The following is a 23918-nucleotide window of genomic DNA, read 5'->3' on the forward strand; positions in this document are numbered from 1 at the left end:
GCCAACCGCTCCTATGAGCGGTTGGCTTTTTACTAACAGTTTACCCTTGTTAGCGGCGTGCTTCTTGGATACGAGCAGCCTTACCGTGCAATGCACGCAAGTAGTACAACTTAGCGCGACGTACACGACCATGACGGATTACTTCAATTTTATCAACACGTGGTGAGTGCAATGGGAATGTACGTTCCACACCAACACCACTTGACATCTTACGAACAGTGTAAGTAGCTTGGATACCAGTACCCTTACGCTTAATTACAACACCTTCGAAGATTTGGATACGTTCGCGTGAACCTTCGACGATACGTGCGTGAACACGAACTGAATCTCCGGCACGGAATTCTGGAATATCTGTACGTAATTGGTCAGCAACCAATTTTTCTAGCAAAGCGTTTTGACGCATAATTAATTCTCCTCGTCGACAATCAATTCACCACTCGGCCAGCGGATTATCGGATTTTATTTAGTACCCTTGGGCACTAAACAGTATATTAACACAATATCACGCGTATCACAAGTTATTTTCTCTTTCTTCTTGCTCAACTTCTTTTAACAATTTCCGCTCATCCGCAGTGAATTCATAATTTTTTAACAAATCAGGTCGGCGTTGATAGGTACGGCGTAAGGCCTCTTTTTGTTTCCAAGTAGCAATATTGGCATGATGACCTGATAACAAGACGTCCGGTACTTTCAAACCTCTAAAGTCAGCAGGTCGCGTATATTGTGGATACTCTAACAAACCAGTCGAGAATGATTCATCAACTGCAGAACGATCATCACCCAATGCTTCATCAAGTAAACGAACTGTCGCATCAACAACTACCATTGCCCCTAATTCACCACCAGTTAACACGAAGTCTCCTAATGAAATTTCATCATCAACTAATGAGCGAATACGTTCATCGTATCCTTCATAATGTCCTGCAATAATCGTTAAATGTTCTTCTTTTGCTAACTCCTCAGCCATTGGCTGATTAAAAGTCTTACCAGCTGGATCCATTAAAATGACCCGACCACGATTACCTGCCTCTTTTTCAACAGCATCCATTGCATCAAATAATGGTTGTGGCATCAAAAGCATTCCTTGACCACCACCATAAATTTCGTCATCCACTTTATGATGTTTATTTTCCGTATAATCTCGAAAGTCGGTAACATTAAAATCTACCAAACCACGTTCAACAGTTTTACCAATAATTGATTCACGCATGGGCGCAAACATATTAGGAAAAAGACTCAATACATCAATTCGCATATTTTAAATTTCCTCTAACAAATTAACTTTTGCAATACCTTGTTCTAAATCAACTTCAACTACCACATCTTCAATAAATGGCAATAAAATATCGTCATGACCTTTAGCTTTAATTACCCAAACATCATTGGCAGGCATTGGTAAGATTTCACTAACTTTACCAATAATTTCTTGCGTTGCATTATCAACAATTTGTAATCCAATAATATCATGGTAATAGAATTCGTCATTAGGTAACTCTTGTTGTAAGTCATCGGCAACCATTAACTCACAGCCTTTAAACTGCTCAACATCATTAATATTTTGCATATTAACAAAACTTATTAAAATGAATTGCTTATGCTCACGTACGGTAGCGATTTGAACTTCAATATTGCTAGGCTTTGCCGCAATAATTAACTTATTATTTTTTTTGAAGCGTTCCATAGGAAAATCAGTTGTAGGTACAACTCGCACTTCACCTCGAATACCATGAGTATTCACAATTTTACCAACTTTATAAAGGGGCATGTTTTCTTCCTTCTCATTTATTATATTAATTGTAAGTATACCAGTAAAATAAAGGCAACTAAATAGGTTTTCATATTGTTATCTGATAAAATTTAACGTATAACAATTCGCATATAGGAGAAAACTTTATGAGCATTAATTTATACATTGTGCGACATGGTCAAACTTACATCAATAAGTATGATCGTGTTCAGGGCTGGACAAACGCACCATTAACACCTAAGGGAATTAACGATGGCGAACAGGCTGGTGAGCGCTTAGCTAATCTTACCTTCAATAACGTCTACAGTTCCGATTTAGCACGTGCTGTTGAAACCGCTAATATCATATTAACTCATAATGATAGCACTGCCCAATTACAGACTTTAACCGATTTTCGTGAATTTTTCTTTGGCTACTTTGACGGTATATCAAATAGTGTTGCAGCTAACGCCATTGCTAAGGATCGCCAGCTACCGGCTGACATAACATTTAATGAAATTTCCGACACGATGTCACCATTCGCTTTAATGGATGCTATTCATGATGTTGATCCGACTGGGGATGCTGAATCAGCAGACATTTTTTGGCAACGTTTAATGCACGGTTTTGCTACTATTGCTCAAGAAAATAATGACGGCGACAATGTTTTATTGATTGCTCATGGACAACTGCTTAGTATTTTAGGGCAACATTTTGCCCAACTGACAGCTTCCCAATCAGAGCCTAAAAATGGTTCCGTAAATCTTTGGCAACTAACGGATAACCAATTGGAGTTAAAAGCGTTTAATGATTTAACAACTTTCTGGTAATAAAAAAGGAATCCAATAATGGATTCCTTTTTTTACTATCAAATTACTTTGAGTACTTTGCAGTATGGTACTTTTCCATGATGCCAGCGTTTGACAACAAGTTCTTAACAGTATCTGATGGTTGTGCACCATTGTTCAACCATGACAAAACTAGTTCTTCATCTAGCTTTACTTCTGATGGTTGTACTAGTGGGTTGTAAGTTCCCACAGTTTCAATAAAACGACCATCACGTGGTGAACGTGAGTCTGCAACAACGATACGGTATACAGGGTGCTTCTTTGAACCCATGCGCTTTAAGCGAATTTTAACTGCCATATTTTTATAATTCCTCCAGTCGATTTCTACATGTATTACTATAACAAACTATTCAATTGCTGTAAAGTGTTTTCCCTTTACACTTTACAATTAACGTCTCTTCTTTTTGTTTTTTCGCATTTTACGGGCCATCTGCTTCATGGCAACATTAGCCATTTTACCCTTCATGCCGCCACCAGGGAAGCCAGCACCACTGCCGCCACCCATAGCATTCATCATTTGCTCCATGCCAGCCATGTTACCGTTCATCACACCGCTCATCATCTTCTTCATTTGATTAAATTGCTTAACCATGCGATTAACTTCAACAATTGGACGACCGGCTCCTGCAGCTAGACGACGCTTACGTGAAGGATTCAAAATATCTGGATTTTCACGTTCAGCGGGTGTCATTGACATGACGATTGCCTTAATATGTGCCATATCTTTAGGATCAATTTTAACGTTCTTCAAAGCTGGATTATTAGCCATCCCCGGAATCATCTTCATGATTTCTTCCATTGGCCCCATATTTTGCAATTGATCCATCTGATCAATAAAGTCGTTGAAATCAAAGGTATTTGATTTCATCTTTTCCATGGTTTCAGCGGCTTGTTTTTCATCATAATCTTTTTGGGCTTTTTCGATCAAAGTCAATAGGTCACCCATACCAAGAATACGACTAGCCATACGATCTGGATAGAAGATATCCAAATCGGTCATTTTTTCACCTTGACCAACAAACTTGATTGGCTTACCGGTTACAGCACGAATTGACAAAGCAGCTCCACCACGTGTGTCACCATCTAACTTAGTCAAAACGACACCCGTAATATCAAGGCGATCATTGAATCCTTCTGCTGTCTCCACCGCGTTTTGTCCGGTCATTGCATCAACAACCAACAAGATTTCGTCAGGGTGAGCAATGGCTTTAACATCAGCTAATTCTTGCATTAGCTCTTCGTCAATTTGTAAACGTCCAGCCGCATCAATAAAGACGTAATCCGACTTTAATTCAGCCGCTTTTTCCATTCCGGCCTTAACGATATCACGTGGATTGACATCCGTTCCCATTTCAAAAACAGGAACATCAATTTGCTCACCTAATGTTTTCAATTGCTCAATGGCTGCTGGACGATAAACGTCGGCCGCAATCATCAAAGGACGAGCATTTTGTTCATTCTTCAACTTAAGTGCTAATTTACCAGCAGTCGTTGTTTTACCAGCACCTTGAAGACCAACCATCATAATAACAGTTGGAATTTTAGGTGATTTATTTAATGGTGCATCTGACTCCCCCATCATTTCTGTCAATTCATCATTAACAATTGACACAATTTGTTGGGCTGGATTCAAGCCATCCAGTACCTTAGCACCTGCTGCTTTTTCACGAACATTGCGCACAAAGTCTTTTACAACTTTAAAATTAACGTCGGCTTCTAGTAATGCCAAACGAATTTCACGCATCGTTTCGCGCAAATCAGCATCTGTAACTTTTCCTTTACGTCGTAAACCACTTAAGGCTTTCTGTAGTCGATCTGTTAAACCTTCAAAGGCCATTGCTTTACTCCTCTTCTAATGTGACTAAATGCGTTGCTAAACGAATTAATTTATCGTCATTAGGATATGTTTTTTGAATATACGTATTTAAACGATCAGCCGCTTGCTGCCTATTTTGATAATCATCATAAAGGTGCAATTTTTCTTCATAACTTTCTAAAAGTTGCGTACTTCTTTTAATATTATCATAAACAGCTTGGCGTGAAACCTGATGTTCTTCGGCAATTTCACCTAAAGAATAATCATCAGCATAGTACAACTGTAAGTAATCATTTTGTTTTGCTGTTAATAACGGTTCATAAAAATCACACAGCATATTCAAACGCATGCTTTTTTCTAATTCCATGATATTACTCCGTTAATAAACTACCAAACAAACTCTTGGCAAAATCATTTGCCTCAAATGGTTGAATGTCAGTTACCTTTTCACCTAATCCAACCCACTTAACTGGTAAATGAAGTTCATTACGAATAGGCAAAATAATACCACCCTTAGCAGTACCATCCAACTTAGTCAAAATAATACCAGTGACATCCGTTGAATCCTTGAACAGTTTAGCTTGCTGAACCGCGTTCTGACCTGTAGTTGCATCAAGTGCCAGCAAAACTTCCTGTGGTTCATTTGGCAACTCACGCGTAATAACACGCTTCATCTTTGCTAACTCTTGCATCAAGTTGACGTTGTTTTGCAAACGACCAGCTGTATCAACAAACAAGATATCAGCTTCTGTGTCGATAGCTGTTTTAACACCATCAAATACAACTGAAGCAGGATCGGCCTTTGCAGCACCTGTTACAACTGGCACATCATTACGTTCACCCCAAGCAACTAATTGCTCAGTAGCTCCCGCTCTAAACGTATCAGCAGCAGCCAAAACTACTTTCTTACCAGCATTTTTATAATAAGCTGATAATTTACCAATCGTTGTTGTCTTACCAACACCGTTTACACCAACAAGCAAAATAACCGTTGGTCCTTGTTCTGCAAAATGCATTGAAGCATCTTCATCAATTCCTTGGCTGCGATACAACTCAACTAACTTATCAACAATAACCTTTGAAATTTCTTGCTTGTTTTTAGCGTTTTTTAACTTAACCTCATCACGCAATTCTTCTGTTAGCTGAATAGCCGTCTGAGCACCAACATCAGCGCCAATCAAAGTTTCTTCTAAGTCATCAAAGAAGTCTTCATCAACGGAACGGAAGTTAGCCATAAATGAATTCCAACGCTCTGACCACGTCTTCTTCGTTTTAGTTAGACCTGAATCTAATTTTTGACTAGCATCCTCTGTTTCTGTTTCTGTTTCTGTTTCTGTTTCTGTTTCTGTTTCTGTTTCTGTTTCTGTTTCTGTTTCTGTTTCTAAAGTATCGCGGCTTGGCAAGACAATGTCAATTGCTTGACCAGGTGTTGGTTGCAAAACTTCAACGGTAACCACTTTGATTGGTGGCACACCATTTTCCCAGCTACTTGGGTATAATACTTCAACCTCAACTGTCTCCTCAACAGACTTCTTTTTAAAAAAATCAAATAAACCCATACTTGTCTCCCCTTAATTTTCTATGAGTGTTTCATCCAAGTCGGTTAAATTAACTGACACCATTTTCGAAACCCCTGGTTCTTGCATTGTCACACCATAGAGAACATCTGCATGCGTCATTGTTCCCTTACGGTGCGTAATCACAATAAACTGTGTTCGCTGGTTAACTTCATGCAAATAATTAGCAAAACGATCAACATTTGCTTCATCCAACGCCGCTTCTGTCTCGTCCAAAATCGCAAACGGAACCGGACGAACAGCTAAAATTGCAAATAACAAACTTATTGCTGTTAACGCCTTTTCACCACCTGAAAGCAAACTCATTTGTTGGAATTTTTTGCCAGGCGGTTGTGCCTGAATATCTATTCCACTAGTTAACAAATTGTCAGGATCTGTTAAAACTAATGAGGCCCTTCCACCACCAAACATTTTGACAAATATTTTTGAAAATTGCTCTGCAATTGCATCAAAAGTCGTTTTAAAGCGTGTTGCAACTTCCGTATCCATTTCAGACATTGTCTCTTGCAGATTATCTTTAGCAGCAATTAAATCATTTTGTTGCCGTGTTAAGAAGTCATAGCGTTCTTTAACATCTTGGTATTCCTCAATCGCATGTATGTTAACATGGCCAATCTCAGCTAAGCCTTGCTTCAATAATTTTAGCTTAGTGCGAATAGTCGTGATATCCAAATTAAGTAGTTCTGACTTAGCAAATTCAAATGATGTATCGTAAGTCGTTTCCAAAACATGTTCATTATTATTAATTAACGACTTTAATTCACCTAAACGACCATTAAGTTGTGAAACTGTCGTCATAGCATCATTCAAAGTATCTTGGATGGTATTTAAATCATCATTTAAATCAGTTTGCGTTGACTCAACACGTTGTAATTCTGCTTGAATATTAGCTAGTCTCTGTTCAGCGGCTTGCTTCTTTTCCTGATGTGAATTGATTTGTTCGACCAAACGTTGTTTTACATCATCCTCATCTTGGGTAAAATCTTCAAGTTGTTGCTTAAAGTCAGCTATCTGCTTTTGCTCTGCATTCTTTTGCGCCAATAAATCTTTTTCACGTACCTGTAATGAAGATAACAACGCCTCCGCCTTAGATAGCGCAGATTTATCATCACTCAATTGCTGGTCTGCTTGACTAATTTCAGATTGCAAATGCGTTTGCTCTGCTAAAGCATCATCTAGTTGTTGCTGCAAACGTTGCTGTTTGTCAGTCAAATCAACAATTGCTTGCTCATTTTCTGCAACCATAGTTTGTTTATCTTGTTGATCAGCAGCTAGATGATAATCATATTGTAGCGCAGTTTGCTCTTTATTTAACTGTTCAAGATTTGCTTGAGCCAATTGCAAATTGGCTCTTTGTGTTTGTGCTTGCTCATTCAATGTTAGTACTTGCTGCTGGTAGTCATTAAATGTCGTAGTTGCTGATTCTAAACTTTGATCGATTTGCTTAACTTGAAGCTCTAATGTTAGCACTTCTTGATGCAACTCTTTTTCTTGGTGCGTTAATTTATCAATCTCCGTTTTTTGTGACAGCAAGCCGTTACCATGTTGCCGATTAGCACCACCTGTCATTGACCCGCCGGCGTTCATCACCTGACCATCTAACGTTACCAAACGAACCCGATGTTGCAGCTGCTTAGCAATAAAAATTGCTGCGTTCATGTCCGTTACAATTACAGTAGTTCCTAACAAATTTGCGACGATATTTTGATACTCAGCATCAGTGGTTACCAAATCTTTAGCAACTCCTACCACACCATCTATATCTGATAGCGTTGCTAACTGATAGTCTGATAAATGACGTCCTTTAATTGTCGATTGTGGTAAAAAGGTAACTCTACCCAATCGATGTTGCGCTAAATAAGTAATTGCTTTTTTCGCGACTTGCTCATTGGTAACAACAACATGCTGCAAGGCAGCACCCAAAGCCGTCTCAATGGCAATCTTATGTTGCTCTTGCACTGTAATTAAATTAGCGACAACACCTTGAATACCAGAAAAATTATTCTGTGCCTTCATCAGGTTTTTAACACCTTGATAATACCCATCATAATTTTCAGCAACATGTTGTAATGATTGCAAACGGGTAGTCAAGCGTTGTTCCTGCGCCATCTTGGTAAACCAAGTTTCCCTAGCATCATGACGTTGTTGCTCTAATTTTTGGCCTGTTTGCTTAGCCTTTTCAAAAGATTGCTGTGCTTCTTGTAAAGCCTGCTCACTTTCTGTGGCTAGATGCTTTTTCTCATCAACTTGGGCTGTTAATTCTGCCAAACGTTGTTTAAGTTGCGCAGCGCGTTTGTTTAGTCGTAATGATTCCGCATCACTACGTTCACTTTCTTGTGCCAAATAATTTTTTTCATTTTTAGCACTCGTCAATGCCTGCATCGTTTCAATCAAGGCTTGTCGTTTTTGTTCTATATCCGAATCAAGACCATTTAATTTTGTACGGGGATGTGTCTCGGTTGCTTCTTTAATTACCTCTTGATAATGCTTATATTCTGCTTTTTGAACTGATAATTCATGTAAGCATTGCTCATAAGCTTTATCAATATTAGCTAATCGTTCAGTTGATATTGCCAAACGTTCTTGCAAATCTTTAGTTGTTTCAGCCCGATTTTTATGCCGCTCAACTTGTAGATTTTGCTTACCTGTCAATTGTTCAACTTGCTGAATATGATTTAACAAATCTGCTTGCGTTGTTTGCTGTTCTTGATTTAAAGCAATCTGTTGTTGCCTCAACTGCTCAATCGCTTCATTCTTATCACGCACGAGCTTTTTTTGTTGGTCATAATTTGCTTGATTGTCTGTTATTTTAGTAGCTAAAGATTCTTTTTCCTGATACCAATCTAACAACTCTAATACAATTCGAGATTGATCTAATTTATCATACGACGCTTTAGTTGAAATGTAGTCCTGCGCCTTAGCAGATTCTTGGGCTAATGGTTCCACACGTCCCTGCAATTCATATAAAATATCAGCTACACGAGTTAAATTATCATGAACATCAACCAATTCTTTTTTGGCTTTGTCTTTATTTTGTTTATACTTATAAACACCCGCAACGTCTTCAATGATGCTGCGTCGTTCAACCGGTTTTTCACTAAAAATACTCTCTACCCGGCCTTGCGAAATAATTGAAAAACTTTCACGACCTAAACCAGAATCCATAAACAATTCATGTACATCTTTTAGTCTGACATTAACACCATTAATCTGGTAATTTGAATCACCATTTCGATACAGGCGCCGAGTAATTGTGATTTCTGAATAGTCTGAATGCAAGTAATGATCAGTATTATCAAATGTTATTGACACTTCAGCTCGATTTAATGGTGCTCGCTGTGTCGTACCACCAAAAATGACATCAGCCATTTTATCACCACGAAGCCCCTTGGCTGACTGTTCACCCATAACCCAGCGAATTGCCTCAATAATGTTTGACTTTCCTGATCCATTGGGACCAACAACCCCGGTAATACCTGGCATAAATTCAATTTTTGTTCGTTCGGCAAACGACTTAAAGCCAGTTATTTCCAAAGTTTTTAATTTCATTTTATATTCCTAATCGTTCATTAAAGATTGGTAAGCTTTACGTGCAGCCATTTTTTCTGCATCTTTGGTAGACTTACCAGTACCAGTTGCCAACGGTTCGCTATCAACAGCCACTTGAACTGTAAAGATTTGTTCATTATTTGAAACAGGCTGCTCATCTAACTTAGTATAAGTAATCTTAACAGAACCATCTCGTTGCAAATATTCTTGTAATTTTGACTTATAATCGATAAATTGATCATAGAAGCCTTCATCAATTTTTACAAACATGATATCTTCCAAAAAGCGCATAACCGTGTCTTGACCTTGATCCAAGAATAGGGCACCAATAAATGCTTCCCACAAATCTTCTAACAACGAATCACGATTACGTGCACCAGATAATTCTTCTCCACGTCCTAATTGCACATATCGATCTAGATGCAACTCACGTGACAAAGCTGCGAATGCTCGTGTCTGGACCATTGAAATTCTCAACTCTGTCAATCGACCTTCATCCCAATTTGGAAAACGTTTAAATAAATAAACAGCGGTTGACTGTTGCATAACCGCATCCCCTAAAAACTCAAGCCGTTGATAATCATTACCGGTATAGCCAGGATGTTCATTGATATAATTAGCCTGCGTTAAAGCTTCTTCTAACAGTTTTATATTATTAAAGTGGATATGATGATCCGCTTCTAAATCTTGTTGTAGTTGTTTAAACATATTCCTACCTTCTTTTTTGTATACACTAATCTATTATACCAGACCATTATCCTTCTATATTAGTTTTTAGGATAATATTAAAAAAAGAGGATGGACAAAAAATATCCCATCCTCTTTTTTATTATAAACTTACAAGTTTTGTAGCATAAACGCATTCCAAAACGACTTTTGTCACGCCCTGCTCTTTTTTACTTAGTATGTGAAGCAATATAATCAACAGTATTATTAACTGTAATCAATTTTTCAGCATCTTCGTCTGAGATTTCAGCACCAAATTCATCTTCCATCTCAAGTACTAACTCAACAAAATCAATTGAATCGGCATCAATATCTTTGGTAAGGTTTGTTTCACCTGTAACCTTGGCTGGATCTAATTCAAAATGATCTGCAACTAGTGTAATAACTTTATCCAAAATTTCTTGTCGTTCCATAACTATCTAACTTCCTCTTCTAAAAATGATAACTTTAAATAATTAATTTAGTCAGCCGACTTTGACAAATCAGCTTTATGTTCGGCAACGAACGCTTCCGTCTTCGCAACCAAGTTAGTCTCTAACATTGTATGAATCTGCTTCATTGTATTAGCAACAGCGCTTGCTCCGGCTGAACCGTGTGTCTTAACAACAGGTGCCTTAACACCAATAACAACAGCACCACCGTGTTGAGAATAATCTAGACGTGATTGAATATCCTTCATAGCTGGCTTTAGCATTAACCCAGCTAACTTTGTTTTGATATTACCATCTAGAATTGTGTGCTTAACCAAGCGTAGCATTGACAAAGCAGTTCCTTCAGTGGCCTTTAATGCTGCATTACCTGAAAAGCCATCTGCAACAACCACATCAGCTGGTCCTTGTAAAATGTCACGAGATTCAACATTACCAATGAAGTTAACGTACTTCTTCTCACCACCCTGCTTTAACAACTGATGAGCTTCCTTGTGAACTGGGTCACCTTTATCTTCTTCAGTACCGTTATTTAGCAATCCAACACGTGGACTTTCATAGCCAAGAACTTCTTGGGCATAAAATGACCCTAAGATACCGTATTGATATAGATGTGTTGATCTGCTTTCAGCATTAGCACCAACGTCCATCATTGCAAAAGCATCATGCGGACCATCTAAAGCAGGCAAAACAGTCAACAAAGCCGGACGATCAATACCACGAATACGTCCTACAGTAAAAATACCAACTGCTAACAATGCACCAGTATTTCCAGCTGAGAAAATTGCATCTGCTTCGCCGTCTTTAACTGCTTGAGCTGCCATTACTAATGAACTTTGCTTTTTACGACGAATAGCTTTAACTGGTTCTTCACCCATTTCAACTACTTCATCAGATTGGATTAAAGTTAAGCGTGTTGTATCTTTTACTAATGGCTTTACTTTATCAAGTTGACCAAATAGTAAAAATTCAGTATCAGGCATATTATCGCGTGCCTGTTCAATACCAGCTACAATCGCTTCTGGGGCGTTATCGCCACCCATTGCATCAACAGCAATCTTATACATAATTAACTCCCTTACGGATTTTTTAAACTTTTTCTATAATTGCAATACTATAAAATGTAACACATTTTAGCAATTTGGTAAAAACTTATCTGTCATTTTAATCAAAATTACGATAACGATCCATGGTTTCAGACAACATTTCTGCCAATCCTGCCATTTCAGGTGTTTTGTCCCAATCTGGCGTATCAACAATTTCAATAGCCTCTTCCTGTGCAATATTCATCATTGTTAAATCAGCGACCGGATCACCCACTCTAAATTCTGGTACACCTGACTGCCGATTTCCTAAGACATCACCCGCACCACGTAGTTCCAAATCTTTTTGCGCTAGCACAAATCCATCTGTTGTCGCCACCATTGCTTCCATACGATCAATACCATATTGCGTTTTTGGATCACTAACCAAGAAAGTATATGCTTGGCGAGATCCTCTACCAACTCGACCACGTAACTGGTGAAGCTGTGACAAGCCAAAACGATCAGCGTCTAAAATCATCATTGCCGTTGCGTTAGGAACATCCACACCAACCTCGATTACTGTCGTTGCCACCAACACCTGAAATTCATTTGCTTTGAACGCTGTCATGATACTATCTTTTTCATCATTTGAAAGACGCCCATGTAACAAACCAACTTTAAAATCAGGCGCAAAATATGCTGACAACTCTTCATAAACAGCTTGCGCATTTTGAACGTCTAACGTTTCGGATTCTTCAATTAATGGCGTAACCACATATGCTTGAACACCACTTGTTAGTTGTTTTTTAACAAAATCAATCGCTTTTTCAAATTGATTATGGCGTAACCAATACGTCTTAACTTGTTTACGTCCCGCAGGCAACTGATCAATAATTGAAACATCCATTTCACCATACGCTGTAATTGCTAAGGTTCTTGGTATTGGTGTTGCTGTCATCGCTAAGATATCTGGATTCATACCAACTTGTCGTAATGCTGCACGTTGTTGGACACCAAAACGATGTTGCTCATCGATAACTGCTAATCCCAAATTATGAAAAGCAATATCAGGTTGAATTAACGCATGTGTCCCAATGATAATATCAATATCACCCGCCACCAAATCCGCTAATATTTGCCGACGTGCTGCTGCCTTAGTAGAACCCGTTAGAATCTCCACTCGAACTTCATTTGGATCAAAAAAATTACCGATTGTTTGGGCATGTTGTTGTGCCAAAATCTCAGTTGGTGCCATCAGTGTTGCTTGCATACCTGCTGTAATAGCAGCATACATCGCTAAAACCGCTACAACAGTTTTACCAGACCCCACATCTCCTTGGAGTAAACGATTCATGTGAACCGGTCGACGCATATCACGAACAATTTCATTAACAACTTTCTTTTGCGCATTCGTTAATTCAAACGGTAACTTCTTAATAAACGCTTTTAATTGATCGTTATCATAAGTAATTGCACGTCCCTGATTATGTCGATCCATTTGTTTAATTACCTGCAAACGCATTTGAAAAATGAAAAATTCCATAAATGATGCCGTTCTTCTTGCGGCTGCAGCCACTTGCTCATCAGCAGGTGCATGCATACCAAAAATAGTATCATGATAATTCATTAAACGATAACGTCGCCGAATGTCTTCAGGAATAATTTCTTGTGATAATGCATCTTTATATTTACCCAAGGCTTGTAAAATTAAATCCTTAATCGTGCCCGCCTTAATTTCTTTAGAAGATGGATAGATTGCCTCTAACTCATCTTCACTATTTTTAGGCATCATCTTAATGGCAGCTAAGCTCTGTCGCATTTTACTATATGTACCATAAATCGCAACTTCATTACCTACTTCAATATTTTTACCGAGCCATGGTTGATTGAAAAAGGAAACTTGAATTGTGTCATGTTCAACGGTTAATCTAAAATTTAAACGAGTTTTTTTGAAACCCATACGACTAATTACAGGTGGGGATGTTACCAATCCCTTAAAAGTAACCTTCTCACCATCTAATGTTTGTGAAGGTAATTTTTGTGCTAAATCATTGTAACGACGTGGATAATAAGTTAGTAAATCACCAACAGTAAAGACGCCTAATTTATTTAAGGCTTGTTCTCGTTTTGGACCAACACCTGATAATTCTGCAATACTATCAAGTAAACTAGGCATACTTTCCCTCCAATCACTTATAACTTAATAAAAGGTCTCTAGTAGCTAAGCACTAAAGACCTTTTCATAATTCTGACATACTTTTGTAGCTCATTTATGTCAATGTGCTAACCCACGTTAGAACTTTTATTCAACTGAAATCAAAATTGGATATAGTGGTTGTCCACCATCATGAATTTCAAATTCTAATTCATCATCCAATGACTCACCAACTTGTTGTAATGCTTCAGCATCTGCAACAGTAGCATCTTGACCATAGTAAATTGTGACAAGTTCTGAATCTTCATCTGTCATCTTGCCAAGCAATTCCGCTGCTGCTTGATTAACGTTAGCATCTGGAACAGCAACCACAATTTCACCATCTAACAAACCGATAGCATCCCCTGCTTGAATAGCAAGACCATTAATTGTTGTGCTACGGACTGAAGTCGTCACAGATCCTGACTTAACGTCAGCCAATACTGAACCCATTGCGGAAACATTATCATCAAGTGACTTCATTTGATCATATCCTAGAACTAATGCCGTTAGTCCTTGCTGAATTGTCTTAGTTTTAACAACCTTTACTGGTACGTCAGCTAGCTCAACAGCTTGTTCCGCCGCCATTACGATATTACCATCGTTAGGTAGAATAATTGCCGAAGATGCGTGGCTATCAGTAACTGCCTTTAGTAAATCCTGCGTTGAAGGCGCTTGTTGACTACTATCGATAACTACGGTTGCACCAGTAGAAGCAAAAATTTCTTTAATACCTTCACCAGCAGCTGTCGTAATAACAGCTACCTCTGGTGCTGACTTTGTTGCTTTTGCATCATCACCATTTTGTGCTTTTTGCTCAGCAGCAACAGTTGCAGCTTCTGCTTGTTGATTACGCATATTATCAACTTTTACTTTACGAAGTGAACCGAATTGCGTTCCCCAGTTAATAACATTACCTGGGTCTTCAGTATGCACGTGCACCTTAACGACATCGTCATCATTAATGACAAGCAAAGAATCACCTAATTTAGCTAAATGATCATAGAAAGTATCATAATCAAATTTTTGCGTATAGGTTGTTCCTTTAGCAATATCTACCATGATTTCAGTACAGTAACCATACTTAATATCATCAGGATTCAATTCACCCTGGACACCTGCATTGTGCAATGACAAAACCATGGCATCTAAGTTAGCATTATCTAGTTCCGTTTTAACTTCTTGTCCTGATAGAACAGCATAAAAAGCACTTAAAACAATAACTAGTCCTTGACCACCTGAATCAACAACGCCAACCTCTTTTAATACAGGCAATAAATCAGGTGTAGATGCCAATGCCTTTTCAGCAGCTTCCAAAGCATCTGCCATAACTTGAGTTGCATCATCAGTTTTTTTGGCTGTACGATTTGCCGCAGCAGCAGCCTCACGAATAACTGTTAAAATAGTTCCTTCAGTAGGCTTCATAACTGCTTTATATGCTGTTTCAGCACCACCCATTAATGCATCTGCTAAATCACGTGCTGACAAATTTTCTTTATCGGCAATTTTAGCAGCAAAGCCACGGAAAATCTGTGACAAAATAACACCAGAATTACCACGGGCGCCCATTAACAATCCTTTAGCAGTTGCCTTAGCTAATTCACCAATGTGCGTATTAACTTCATTACGCTCATATTCAGCACCACTTGCCATTGACAAAGTCATATTTGTACCGGTATCACCATCGGGAACCGGGAAAACATTTAGTTTATTAATTTTTTCCGCATTACTTTTTAACGCATCAGCTGCTGCGTTAATCATTTTACCAAATTCAACATTGGTAATTGTCGTTACAACTTCCACTGTATTCAACTCCTTATAACCAGGCTAATCTCCTAGCATACGCACGCCTTGAACGGTTACATTAACACTGCTAGCAACAATACCTAACATCACGTTCAAGTCATTTTTCACTCGTGCCTGTACACTCTTTGAAATTTCGGAAATCTTCATGCCATACCCAACAATAATATGAACATCTACTGTGACGCCACCATCTTGTTGACGAACAACAACACCCTTTGAGAAGCTATCACCATTTAATATTTGATTTACACCGTCACGTAACGGATTTTGACTAGCCATACCAACAACACCATAATTATCAGTTACTGCTCCGCCAACAATCGTTGCGATAACATCATTTTCAATTTCAATTGCACCCTGTGCTGTTTGGATCTTTACTGTCATTAGAATGACCTCCACATTAAGCTATATACCATTCTACCACATGCTGCGCGCCAAAATTTGTTTGCTAATCATGTTTCTTACATAATATAAAGGCTATATAAAAGAAAAAAGCCACCAACCGGTAGCTTTAAATTCTTATACACGCTCAATTGAACCGTTCTTCAAACCAGCCTTCAAAGTACGAGCTGATAGGTACACCTTCTTAGGTGCTGAACCATTAATCTTAACCGTCACTTTTTGCAAGTTTGGCTTCCAGCTACGACGACTTGAGTTAAGGGCGTGTGAACGTTGGTTACCGAAACGAGTACGCTTTCCATTGACTGCATCAACTGCCATATGTTTACCCTCCAATCTTAAGCTCTTTTAATTCAGTGCTTTTATTTACTTGAATAATAATACCAAACCCTCACACAATAAGCAAGGGTTTTGTGTAAAGTATTTTTACTTTACACTTTTTATTGCTCAGCTGTCTGACCAATTAAGTCCCGACTTTGTATTGCAGCAACAATACCACTTTGAAAAGAAAAATGATTCTCTTCCCCTACAAATTCATTAGATGAAAATGAAAATGGGTTACCTGACCAATCCTTTAAGTGATATTTTTCATCAATTAAAGTTAAACCGGTAACAGGTGTTAATGGCATAAAGCCGAGATACTTCATAGTCTTATCTTTAACAATTTTATGCATGCCTGGTAGATAAAAGTCAATACGATTAATACGATCTATAATCGTTACCTTCTGAACGATGTCTCTAAATCTAGGTTGCGTAAAAATCCAAATATTAGATAATAGTTGATCAATACGGCCCCCAGTAGCGCCATAAATTTCAATTTTGTCAGGATTATATTGTTCTTGAATCAAAGTTAGTAATAATTCAGTATCCGTATCATCCTTTTCTGGTTTAACACTAACAATATTTGACAATTTTTCTATCACATCCTGACGTTCCTTTGGCGTAACAGAATCGAAATCACCGACTGTCAAAATTGGCGTTTGCCCCAAAGCCAATAATCGTAATGAACCTCGATCTGCGGCCGCCCATGGGCCATCTAATTGACCATTTTTTAAGTCATCAGGCCATTCAGAAATTGGACCACCAACTAATAAACGCACACGTTCCATTAATCAGTTGTAACTTCCTTTAAACGGGCAATTTTAGCTGCTGGATCAACCTTATCGTAAACATATGAACCAGCCACTGCAACAGTTGCACCAGCATCATAGGCTAGCTTAGTAGTCTCATCATTGGCGCCACCATCAATTTCAATATCAAAATCATAACCTTTTTCAGCCTTAATCTTTGCTAATTCAGCAATCTTAGCAACTGTTTCAGGCAAGAATTTTTGACCACCAAAGCCTGGATTAACAGTCATAACTAACACTTGGTCAACCATGTGCAATACCGGCTCAATCAACGCAACAGATGTACCTGGGTTAATAACAACTTCAGCCTTAACACCATGTCCTTTGATTTGTTGTAATGCACGATGGATATGATTAGTTGCTTCATAGTGAACACCGATAATATCTGCTCCAGCTTCAGCAAATTCATCGATATAGCGTTCAGGATCAACAGCCATTAAATGAACGTCTAATACCAAATTAGTTTTTGGACGTAATGCTTTTACCCAATTAGGACCATATGCAATTGATGGCACAAACAATCCGTCCATAACATCAATATGTAACAATTCTGCCCCAGCTTCTTCAACTGTATGGACATCACGTTCCAAGTTTAAATAATCTGCAGCTAAAATTGATGGCGCTACCTTAATTGTCATAACTAATTCCCTCTTTAACTTATTGTTTAATGTTTTTTATCATGTTTATTATAAACCGGGCGACGACCTGCAATCAAATCATAAAACAATTTATAATTTTCATAACGTGATGGCATTATTTTTTCTTGTGCCACAGCTTCCTTAACAGCGCAGTTAGGTTCATTTAAATGAACACATCCTCTGAAACGACAATCACTGGCGTAATCATTTATTTCTCGGAAATATTGACCTAACTCACGTGCAGGCATATCAAATACCTCAAAAGCAGAAAATCCAGGCGTATCGGCAACTAGACCGCCGTACAAATCAATTAAGGATACCTGTCGAGTAGTATGTTTTCCACGACTTAAAGCTTGTGACACTTCACCCGTTTCTAAATTAAGTGATGGTGAAATATGATTCAAAAGCGTACTTTTACCAGCACCAGTCTGTCCCATCAAAACCGTCAATTTATCTGCTAATTGACTTTTAATAGCATCTAAGCTTTCATCATCAAATGCTTTCTCTGGCCAAATAACTTGATAGCCAATTTCTCGATAGCCAGCAACTATATCTGAAAAATAGTTAGACTCTGCTTCCGTTAATAAATCTGTCTTCGTAAAATAGATAACAGGCTCGATATTTTTTTCTTCCAAAGCAACTAATTGACGATCTAACAAATTGCTTGACCAATCTGGCATTTTAACTGCCGTCACAACAATCACTTGATCCACGTTTGCAACAGGTGGTCTTACAATACTATTTTTGCGTTGTTCAATTGACAAAATATAACCCTCATTAGGGGTATCAGCACTAAAAGTAACCCAGTCACCAACTAAAGGTTTTAAATCTTTTTTTCGAAAATTACCTCGTGCTCGTGTTCGAAATAGTTTACCATCAGTTGTTAAAACATCATAAAAGCCAGCTAATGCTAACTGAATTTGTCCATGGTATTGTGCCATCAATTCTCCTATTCTAAATACTTTTAATCATCATCTTTTTCAGTAGAACTAGACGATTGTGAGGCTGATGATGTCGATGTGCTGTCTTGTTCAGCTTCAGATGACGTTTCACTGCTTTGTGAAGATTCGCTTGACTCTGATGGCTTTTCCTCATCATCATCGTCATCATCAGAACTTGTTGAAGATGGCTTTGACGTTGATGAATGTCCACCCTCAGATTCTGAAGGCTTTTCTTGTTCTGAACTTGGTGCTGCCACAGGTCCTTGCGATAAGGTAACCAACATCGTCTCATTTTTAGCTACCTTAGCGCCTGGCTCAATTGATTGAGAAACAACGTTACCACTTGGGATGCTATTAGAATTGACAGTATCAAAATTAATCATCACACCATTATTTTGGGCCCATACCAAAACTGCATTTTGTGATTTACCAGTAAAGTCAGGAACGGTATGCTTTTTAGGACCTTTTGAGACACTAAACTTAACCTTTGTTTTACCCGGCACAACACGATCTTCTGCATTAACATTTTGTTCAACAATATAGCCCTTAGGGACAGTATCATCAGCAACTTTCTTTTGTGATACCTTATACCCCTTGTCACGCAATTGCTCACGAACAGAGCTATACTTCTCATTTACATAATCGCCAAAACGAACTTTAGCCGAGCCTTTAGAAACAACTAAATTAATCACTGTATCAGTTGGTACAGATTTATTTCGCTTAGGGTCAGTTTTAACAACTTTTCCTTGCTCAATCGTATCAGAACGTGTCTCAGTGACTTCACCAACCTTTAAACCATCTTCACGAATAGTTTTTTTAGCATTAGCTTGCGACATCCCTGTTACGTCAGAAACATGTACCATATCTGGTTGCATAGCCCCGTAAACAAAAAATCCTACTAATAATGCTAAAACAGCAACAATCGCTGCAATCAAATAGCGTCGCTTTTTCTTACCTTTTTTGGGCTTTGGTGTAGTCTCAGCTAGCGTTGCTTGTGACTTCACTGGTTTCTGCTGAGCCGTCGTGCTTAAATCAGACTCACTTGTTTCAGCAGGGCGTTGATCAGCCATTGCTTGTATATCTGCTAATGGAATAACCTTTGTTGCCGTATTATCTTCTGCGGCAACGTTTGAATCATGCCAACGAGGTTCGTTAATCCGATTTGCAGACAATGCCGTTGCTAAATCTTCTGACATTGCTTCTGCAGATGCATAACGACTCATTGGATTTTTAGCCGTTGCTTTAAAAATAACATTTTCTAAAGCTTGCGGTACACGTGGATCAACGTCACGTACTGATGGCATTGGACTCTGTGTATGCTTAACTGCAATCGCAACGGCCGTTTCACCATCAAATGGTACATGCCCCGTAATCATTTCAAACAACATAATTCCTAATGAATAAATATCACTACGATTTGAAGCAGAATCTCCACGTACTTGTTCTGGCGCCATATAATGAACAGACCCAATCGCTGTATTTGTCTGGGTCATCCCAAACGAACTTTGAGCACGAGCAATTCCAAAATCAGAAACTTTGGCTTCACCATCGGTACTAATCAAAATATTCTGTGGTTTTAAATCACGATGAATAATACCTGCCTGATGTGCAACAGCTATTCCAGCTAAGATTTCACGCATAATATCAATTATCCGGCTTACCGGAATAGGCCAATTTTGCGCGATATAGCGCTTTAAATCCATACCCTCAACAAATTCAGTAACTAGATACTGTGAGCCGCCTTCTTCACCATAATCATAAACTTCAATAATATTAGGATGTAAAATTGACGAAGTCGCAGCAATTTCATTACTAAAGCGACGACGCGTCTTTTCATCATCACGCATGTCGAAACGCATCAATTTCAAAGAAACATCACGATCCAAAATAATATCATGTGCGCGATATACATTAGCCATGCCACCTTCACCAAGTGGTTCAATAATGCGATACCGTTCACCAATTAACTGACCATTTCGCATTAGTTATCCTCACTTTCTTGATGACCAATAAGCACAGTGACATTATCTGACCCACCAGCTTCATTAGTAAGCGTAATTAATTGAGATACAGCCTGTGAAATATCCGGTGCTGATAATATTGTTTGCAAGATTTTCTCATCTCGAATATGCTTTGGCATGCCATCCGTTGTCATTAAAATATAATCCCCCGGATAAATGTTAATCGCAAATAAATCTGCTTTTGAGTCATCAGTTACACCTAGCTGTCTTGTAATCAAATGGCGTCCTGGATGAGTAATAGCTTCATCCGGCGTAATCGCTCCTTCTTGTAACAGTTCATTAGCTAAATTATGATCAACTGTTAACTGCCGCATTTGATGCTGACGAATTACATAAGCTCTCGAATCACCAATATTGGCAACTACCATTTCATTAGCAAAGATAACAGCTACGACTAAAGTAGTCGCCATGCCATTTAAAGTACGATAGCGATTGGCCGTTTGAACGATTGTATCATTTTCACTATTAATATGATCTACCAACCACTGCTTGACGTCATCTACTGAATTGATGCTTGACTGTTCCCATTGATTACCAATATGTGATACCGCCATCGTAGCGGCAACATCACCGCCATTTTGACCACCAACACCATCAGCAACAATTGCTAGTTGTGTTCCAGATTGATTAATAAAAACACTGACATAATCTTGGTTGTCGGTACGCATACGCCCAGTATCAGATGCATAAGCTATTTTCATATTTTATCATCCCTTCGTAAATACACTAACCATCATCATTATTGCTTAACTAATGTTGCAACGAAAAAGCCATCAGAACCAAAATCATCTGGATAGATGTGCAACATACCACGAGCATCTAGTACGTCCAAGTCAAATGATGTTTGCGTTGGCACTAATTTAAAATCATCATGATCTGCTAAAAACGCATCAATAACATCTTCGTTTTCAGTCTTCAGTATTGTACATGTACCGTATACTAAACGACCATCTTTTTTTAGTTTACTTGCAACGGCATCTAAAATATCCTTTTGTATTTTTTGTAACTGATAACTATCATTTAGTGATTTTTCATATCTAATTTCAGGCTTTCGTCTTAGCAAACCAAATCCTGAACATGGTGCATCTACTAAAATACGATCAAAAGTTTCATCAGTAAATTTTTCATCAACTTTTCTTGCATCCAAAACTTGAGTTTCAACCCGATTAATAACATGTAATCGCTCAGCATTCTCTCTAATCAACTTTGCCTTGTGATCATGAATATCTAAGGCCGTTACCTTACCACCCTGTGAGTTATCTAAATACGTTGCAATTTGCGTTGTTTTACCACCAGGTGCAGCCGCTGCATCTAATACTTGATTAAATGGCTCTAATGCCAAGCTAGGTACCATTAACATAGCTGATTCATCTTGCAAGGTTAACAACCCATCTTTAAATAATTGTGAACTTGCAACATGCCCACCTGACACCAATAATGCGTCTGGCGTAACCTGCGATGGCACTACAGTAAAACCTGCATCTGTTAATTGACTTGTAACATCATCAACTGTCGTAACTGCCTTGTTAACACGAACTGATTGTGCAGGTGCTTCATTAACTGACTTAGCAATTGAGACAGTTTTCTCCCAACCCAGCTGATCTTGTAACGTCTGAACAAGCCATGTTGGCAATGATGATTGCACTGACAATTGTTCAACCGGATTATCAATCTCTTTAAAATCTAACGACAAACCTTGTCGTTGAACAGTATGTAGAACACCCGTGACAAACTTACGAATACCATCGTGACCACGACGCTTGGCAATATTAATTGCTTCATCAAAAATAGCATGGTCTGGAATTTTATCTAAATATTGCAATTGGTACAAAGAAATAAACAACAATTCGCGCACCCAAGGCTCTAACTTTTGCGGACGTTTAACAAAAGGTGTCAACCAATATTCAATGGTTAAACGGTGCTGAATCACACCATAAACCATTGTCGTCATCAAATTAACATTCTTCTCTGATAGACTAGATTGCTTGATAACGCTATTTAATTGTAAATTAGAATAAGCACCGTTACGAACCTTTTCTAGTACACGAACAGCTAAAGCGCGGGGATTCGTTTGCTCCCAGTTCGCGATTTTTTGGTTAGTTTTCTTACTCATGTGTAATTACTTGATCTCCTTGTGCAAATTTAGCATGCCCATTTAAATAAGCTGTAATTGTCATTTTAGGTTTACCCGCTGGTTGAAGTTCATCGATAGCAATTACTTTACCATCCCCTGCAGCTAACCATAATTCATGTTTACCTTTTTTAACCACCGTGCCTGGTATAGCTGACGTCGTCTCATCTACCAAATGTGTTTGTTGAATTTTTGTTCGGACACCGTTAATCGTTGTATGTGCAATTGGAAATGGATTCAATCCACGAACATGGTTATGAATTGTCTGTGCAGACTTGGTAAAGTCCAGCACTTCCTCTTCAGGTTTAATATTAGGTGAAAATGTAACTTCATCTGGGTTTTGTGCGATTGGTTTAATTTTACCAGCAATCAAATCAGGCAAAGTTTCTAATAGTAAATCACGACCAACAATACTCAACTTATCAAATAATGTTCCTGTATTATCATCTGCTAAAATTGGTAACTCTCTTTGCGAGATAATATCACCAGCATCCATTGCCTTAACCATATACATAATCGTGACACCTGTCTTCTCATCACCATTTAAGACAGCGTAATGAATAGGTGCCCCACCACGGTACTTTGGTAATAACGATGCGTGTACATTGATTGCCCCAATCTGAGCAGCATTCAACAATTTAGTTGGTAAGAATTGACCATAAGCAGCAGTAATAATTAAATCAGGTGCCAAATCAATAATTTGCTGCATTTCTTCTGAACCAGATAGTTTATTAGGTTGCAAAACAGGAATACCCGCTTTTACAGCAACTTCTTTTACGGGTGTTGGTGTCAAAACGTGCTTACGTCCCACTGGTCGATCTGGCTGTGTTAATACTGCCTTCACATCATATTCAGCATGATCTACTAGGCTTTGTAAAATTGGGGCTGAAAAATCAGGTGTTCCCATAAAAACAATACTTGTCATTTTTTAAACTCCTCTGTTATATGTATGATAATACCATT

The 23918-nt window shown here is 38.4% G+C and carries 23 protein-coding genes; 1 reads left to right on the plus strand and 22 read right to left on the minus strand.

The features are described from left to right. Positions 1–49: 49 nt before the first annotated feature. The 3 genes from rplS to rimM all read right to left on the minus strand — a co-directional run bounded on the left by rplS (position 50) and on the right by rimM (position 1765). The gene (rplS, locus tag GA0061074_RS03275; RefSeq protein WP_092461838.1) at positions 50–403 is read right to left on the minus strand and encodes a 50S ribosomal protein L19; all 354 of its coding nucleotides are present in this window, start codon (positions 401–403) and stop codon (positions 50–52) included. A 108-nt stretch (positions 404–511) separates the two neighbouring features. Then, a complete protein-coding gene (trmD, locus tag GA0061074_RS03280; RefSeq protein WP_092461840.1) occupies positions 512–1255 on the minus strand; it encodes a tRNA (guanosine(37)-N1)-methyltransferase TrmD in 744 nt (247 codons plus the stop codon). A gap of 3 nt (positions 1256–1258) precedes the next feature. Further along, a complete protein-coding gene (gene rimM / locus GA0061074_RS03285) occupies positions 1259–1765 on the minus strand; it encodes a ribosome maturation factor RimM (protein ID WP_092461842.1) in 507 nt (168 codons plus the stop codon). Positions 1766–1893: 128 nt separating this feature from the next. Between rimM and GA0061074_RS03290 the strand changes: the two genes are divergently transcribed. Beyond that, positions 1894–2556 carry a histidine phosphatase family protein gene (locus tag GA0061074_RS03290; protein WP_092461844.1) on the plus strand — a complete coding sequence of 221 codons (663 nt, stop codon included), beginning with the start codon at positions 1894–1896 and terminating at the stop codon, positions 2554–2556. A gap of 43 nt (positions 2557–2599) precedes the next feature. On the opposite strand, the gene rpsP is transcribed toward GA0061074_RS03290, so the two are convergent. From rpsP to fmt, 19 genes are all read right to left on the minus strand, one after another. Further along, entirely contained in the window at positions 2600–2872 is a 273-nt protein-coding gene (gene rpsP, locus GA0061074_RS03295) for a 30S ribosomal protein S16 (RefSeq protein ID WP_042493385.1), read from the minus strand. A 90-nt stretch (positions 2873–2962) separates the two neighbouring features. Next, a complete protein-coding gene (gene ffh / locus GA0061074_RS03300) occupies positions 2963–4411 on the minus strand; it encodes a signal recognition particle protein (protein ID WP_092461846.1) in 1449 nt (482 codons plus the stop codon). 4 nt (positions 4412–4415) lie between these two features. Beyond that, complete coding sequence (locus GA0061074_RS03305) at positions 4416–4757, minus strand: putative DNA-binding protein (RefSeq protein ID WP_092461848.1); 342 nt, start codon at positions 4755–4757, stop codon at positions 4416–4418. A 4-nt stretch (positions 4758–4761) separates the two neighbouring features. Next, entirely contained in the window at positions 4762–5949 is a 1188-nt protein-coding gene (gene ftsY / locus GA0061074_RS03310) for a signal recognition particle-docking protein FtsY (RefSeq protein ID WP_092461850.1), read from the minus strand. Between the two features lie 12 nt (positions 5950–5961). Then, positions 5962–9516: a chromosome segregation protein SMC gene (gene smc, locus GA0061074_RS03315; RefSeq protein WP_092461852.1), complete on the minus strand. Its 3555-nt coding sequence runs from the start codon at positions 9514–9516 to the stop codon at positions 5962–5964. A gap of 9 nt (positions 9517–9525) precedes the next feature. After that, entirely contained in the window at positions 9526–10224 is a 699-nt protein-coding gene (gene rnc / locus GA0061074_RS03320) for a ribonuclease III (protein WP_092461854.1), read from the minus strand. 188 nt (positions 10225–10412) lie between these two features. Beyond that, entirely contained in the window at positions 10413–10655 is a 243-nt protein-coding gene (acpP, locus tag GA0061074_RS03325) for an acyl carrier protein (RefSeq protein WP_092461856.1), read from the minus strand. Between the two features lie 47 nt (positions 10656–10702). After that, entirely contained in the window at positions 10703–11737 is a 1035-nt protein-coding gene (gene plsX / locus GA0061074_RS03330; protein WP_092461859.1) for a phosphate acyltransferase PlsX, read from the minus strand. A 97-nt stretch (positions 11738–11834) separates the two neighbouring features. Next, on the minus strand, positions 11835–13871 hold the full coding sequence (gene recG / locus GA0061074_RS03335; RefSeq protein ID WP_092461861.1) for an ATP-dependent DNA helicase RecG: 2037 nt from the start codon (positions 13869–13871) through the stop codon (positions 11835–11837). Positions 13872–13997: 126 nt separating this feature from the next. Further along, positions 13998–15692: a DAK2 domain-containing protein gene (locus GA0061074_RS03340; protein ID WP_092461863.1), complete on the minus strand. Its 1695-nt coding sequence runs from the start codon at positions 15690–15692 to the stop codon at positions 13998–14000. A gap of 24 nt (positions 15693–15716) precedes the next feature. Continuing rightward, complete coding sequence (locus GA0061074_RS03345; protein ID WP_092461865.1) at positions 15717–16079, minus strand: Asp23/Gls24 family envelope stress response protein; 363 nt, start codon at positions 16077–16079, stop codon at positions 15717–15719. 135 nt (positions 16080–16214) lie between these two features. Beyond that, entirely contained in the window at positions 16215–16415 is a 201-nt protein-coding gene (rpmB, locus tag GA0061074_RS03350) for a 50S ribosomal protein L28 (protein ID WP_003609111.1), read from the minus strand. Positions 16416–16534: 119 nt separating this feature from the next. Beyond that, positions 16535–17203, minus strand: a complete 669-nt coding sequence (locus tag GA0061074_RS03355) for a thiamine diphosphokinase (protein ID WP_092461867.1) — start codon at positions 17201–17203, stop codon at positions 16535–16537. Further along, positions 17203–17862, minus strand: a complete 660-nt coding sequence (rpe, locus tag GA0061074_RS03360) for a ribulose-phosphate 3-epimerase (protein WP_092461869.1) — start codon at positions 17860–17862, stop codon at positions 17203–17205. The genes GA0061074_RS03355 and rpe overlap by 1 nt, the downstream gene beginning before the upstream one ends. A gap of 26 nt (positions 17863–17888) precedes the next feature. After that, on the minus strand, positions 17889–18803 hold the full coding sequence (gene rsgA, locus GA0061074_RS03365) for a ribosome small subunit-dependent GTPase A (RefSeq protein ID WP_092461871.1): 915 nt from the start codon (positions 18801–18803) through the stop codon (positions 17889–17891). A 23-nt stretch (positions 18804–18826) separates the two neighbouring features. Continuing rightward, the gene (gene pknB / locus GA0061074_RS03370) at positions 18827–20785 is read right to left on the minus strand and encodes a Stk1 family PASTA domain-containing Ser/Thr kinase (protein WP_092461873.1); all 1959 of its coding nucleotides are present in this window, start codon (positions 20783–20785) and stop codon (positions 18827–18829) included. Next, complete coding sequence (locus GA0061074_RS03375; RefSeq protein ID WP_092461875.1) at positions 20785–21525, minus strand: Stp1/IreP family PP2C-type Ser/Thr phosphatase; 741 nt, start codon at positions 21523–21525, stop codon at positions 20785–20787. The genes pknB and GA0061074_RS03375 overlap by 1 nt, the downstream gene beginning before the upstream one ends. A gap of 38 nt (positions 21526–21563) precedes the next feature. Next, a complete protein-coding gene (gene rsmB, locus GA0061074_RS03380; protein ID WP_092461877.1) occupies positions 21564–22937 on the minus strand; it encodes a 16S rRNA (cytosine(967)-C(5))-methyltransferase RsmB in 1374 nt (457 codons plus the stop codon). Then, on the minus strand, positions 22930–23880 hold the full coding sequence (gene fmt / locus GA0061074_RS03385; protein WP_092461879.1) for a methionyl-tRNA formyltransferase: 951 nt from the start codon (positions 23878–23880) through the stop codon (positions 22930–22932). The genes rsmB and fmt overlap by 8 nt, the downstream gene beginning before the upstream one ends. Positions 23881–23918: the final 38 nt, after the last annotated feature.

It is taken from the genome of Weissella bombi (genome assembly GCF_900094835.1).
In the GTDB taxonomy this organism is placed as follows: domain Bacteria; phylum Bacillota; class Bacilli; order Lactobacillales; family Lactobacillaceae; genus Weissella; species Weissella bombi.

Bases quoted from the DNA above. Each gene is read 5' to 3' on its own strand.
- rplS (WP_092461838.1), bottom strand. From the start codon at position 403: ATGCGTCAAAACGCTTTGCTAGAAAAATTGGTTGCTGACCAATTACGT.
- trmD (WP_092461840.1), bottom strand. From the start codon at position 1,255: ATGCGAATTGATGTATTGAGTCTTTTTCCTAATATGTTTGCGCCCATG.
- rimM (WP_092461842.1), bottom strand. From the start codon at position 1,765: ATGCCCCTTTATAAAGTTGGTAAAATTGTGAATACTCATGGTATTCGA.
- GA0061074_RS03290 (WP_092461844.1), top strand. From the start codon at position 1,894: ATGAGCATTAATTTATACATTGTGCGACATGGTCAAACTTACATCAAT.
- rpsP (WP_042493385.1), bottom strand. From the start codon at position 2,872: ATGGCAGTTAAAATTCGCTTAAAGCGCATGGGTTCAAAGAAGCACCCT.
- ffh (WP_092461846.1), bottom strand. From the start codon at position 4,411: ATGGCCTTTGAAGGTTTAACAGATCGACTACAGAAAGCCTTAAGTGGT.
- GA0061074_RS03305 (WP_092461848.1), bottom strand. From the start codon at position 4,757: ATGGAATTAGAAAAAAGCATGCGTTTGAATATGCTGTGTGATTTTTAT.
- ftsY (WP_092461850.1), bottom strand. From the start codon at position 5,949: ATGGGTTTATTTGATTTTTTTAAAAAGAAGTCTGTTGAGGAGACAGTT.
- smc (WP_092461852.1), bottom strand. From the start codon at position 9,516: ATGAAATTAAAAACTTTGGAAATAACTGGCTTTAAGTCGTTTGCCGAA.
- rnc (WP_092461854.1), bottom strand. From the start codon at position 10,224: ATGTTTAAACAACTACAACAAGATTTAGAAGCGGATCATCATATCCAC.
- acpP (WP_092461856.1), bottom strand. From the start codon at position 10,655: ATGGAACGACAAGAAATTTTGGATAAAGTTATTACACTAGTTGCAGAT.
- plsX (WP_092461859.1), bottom strand. From the start codon at position 11,737: ATGTATAAGATTGCTGTTGATGCAATGGGTGGCGATAACGCCCCAGAA.
- recG (WP_092461861.1), bottom strand. From the start codon at position 13,871: ATGCCTAGTTTACTTGATAGTATTGCAGAATTATCAGGTGTTGGTCCA.
- GA0061074_RS03345 (WP_092461865.1), bottom strand. From the start codon at position 16,079: ATGACAGTAAAGATCCAAACAGCACAGGGTGCAATTGAAATTGAAAAT.
- rpmB (WP_003609111.1), bottom strand. From the start codon at position 16,415: ATGGCAGTTGATGCAGTCAATGGAAAGCGTACTCGTTTCGGTAACCAA.
- GA0061074_RS03355 (WP_092461867.1), bottom strand. From the start codon at position 17,203: ATGGAACGTGTGCGTTTATTAGTTGGTGGTCCAATTTCTGAATGGCCT.
- rpe (WP_092461869.1), bottom strand. From the start codon at position 17,862: ATGACAATTAAGGTAGCGCCATCAATTTTAGCTGCAGATTATTTAAAC.
- rsgA (WP_092461871.1), bottom strand. From the start codon at position 18,803: ATGGCACAATACCATGGACAAATTCAGTTAGCATTAGCTGGCTTTTAT.
- pknB (WP_092461873.1), bottom strand. From the start codon at position 20,785: ATGCGAAATGGTCAGTTAATTGGTGAACGGTATCGCATTATTGAACCA.
- GA0061074_RS03375 (WP_092461875.1), bottom strand. From the start codon at position 21,525: ATGAAAATAGCTTATGCATCTGATACTGGGCGTATGCGTACCGACAAC.
- rsmB (WP_092461877.1), bottom strand. From the start codon at position 22,937: ATGAGTAAGAAAACTAACCAAAAAATCGCGAACTGGGAGCAAACGAAT.
- fmt (WP_092461879.1), bottom strand. From the start codon at position 23,880: ATGACAAGTATTGTTTTTATGGGAACACCTGATTTTTCAGCCCCAATT.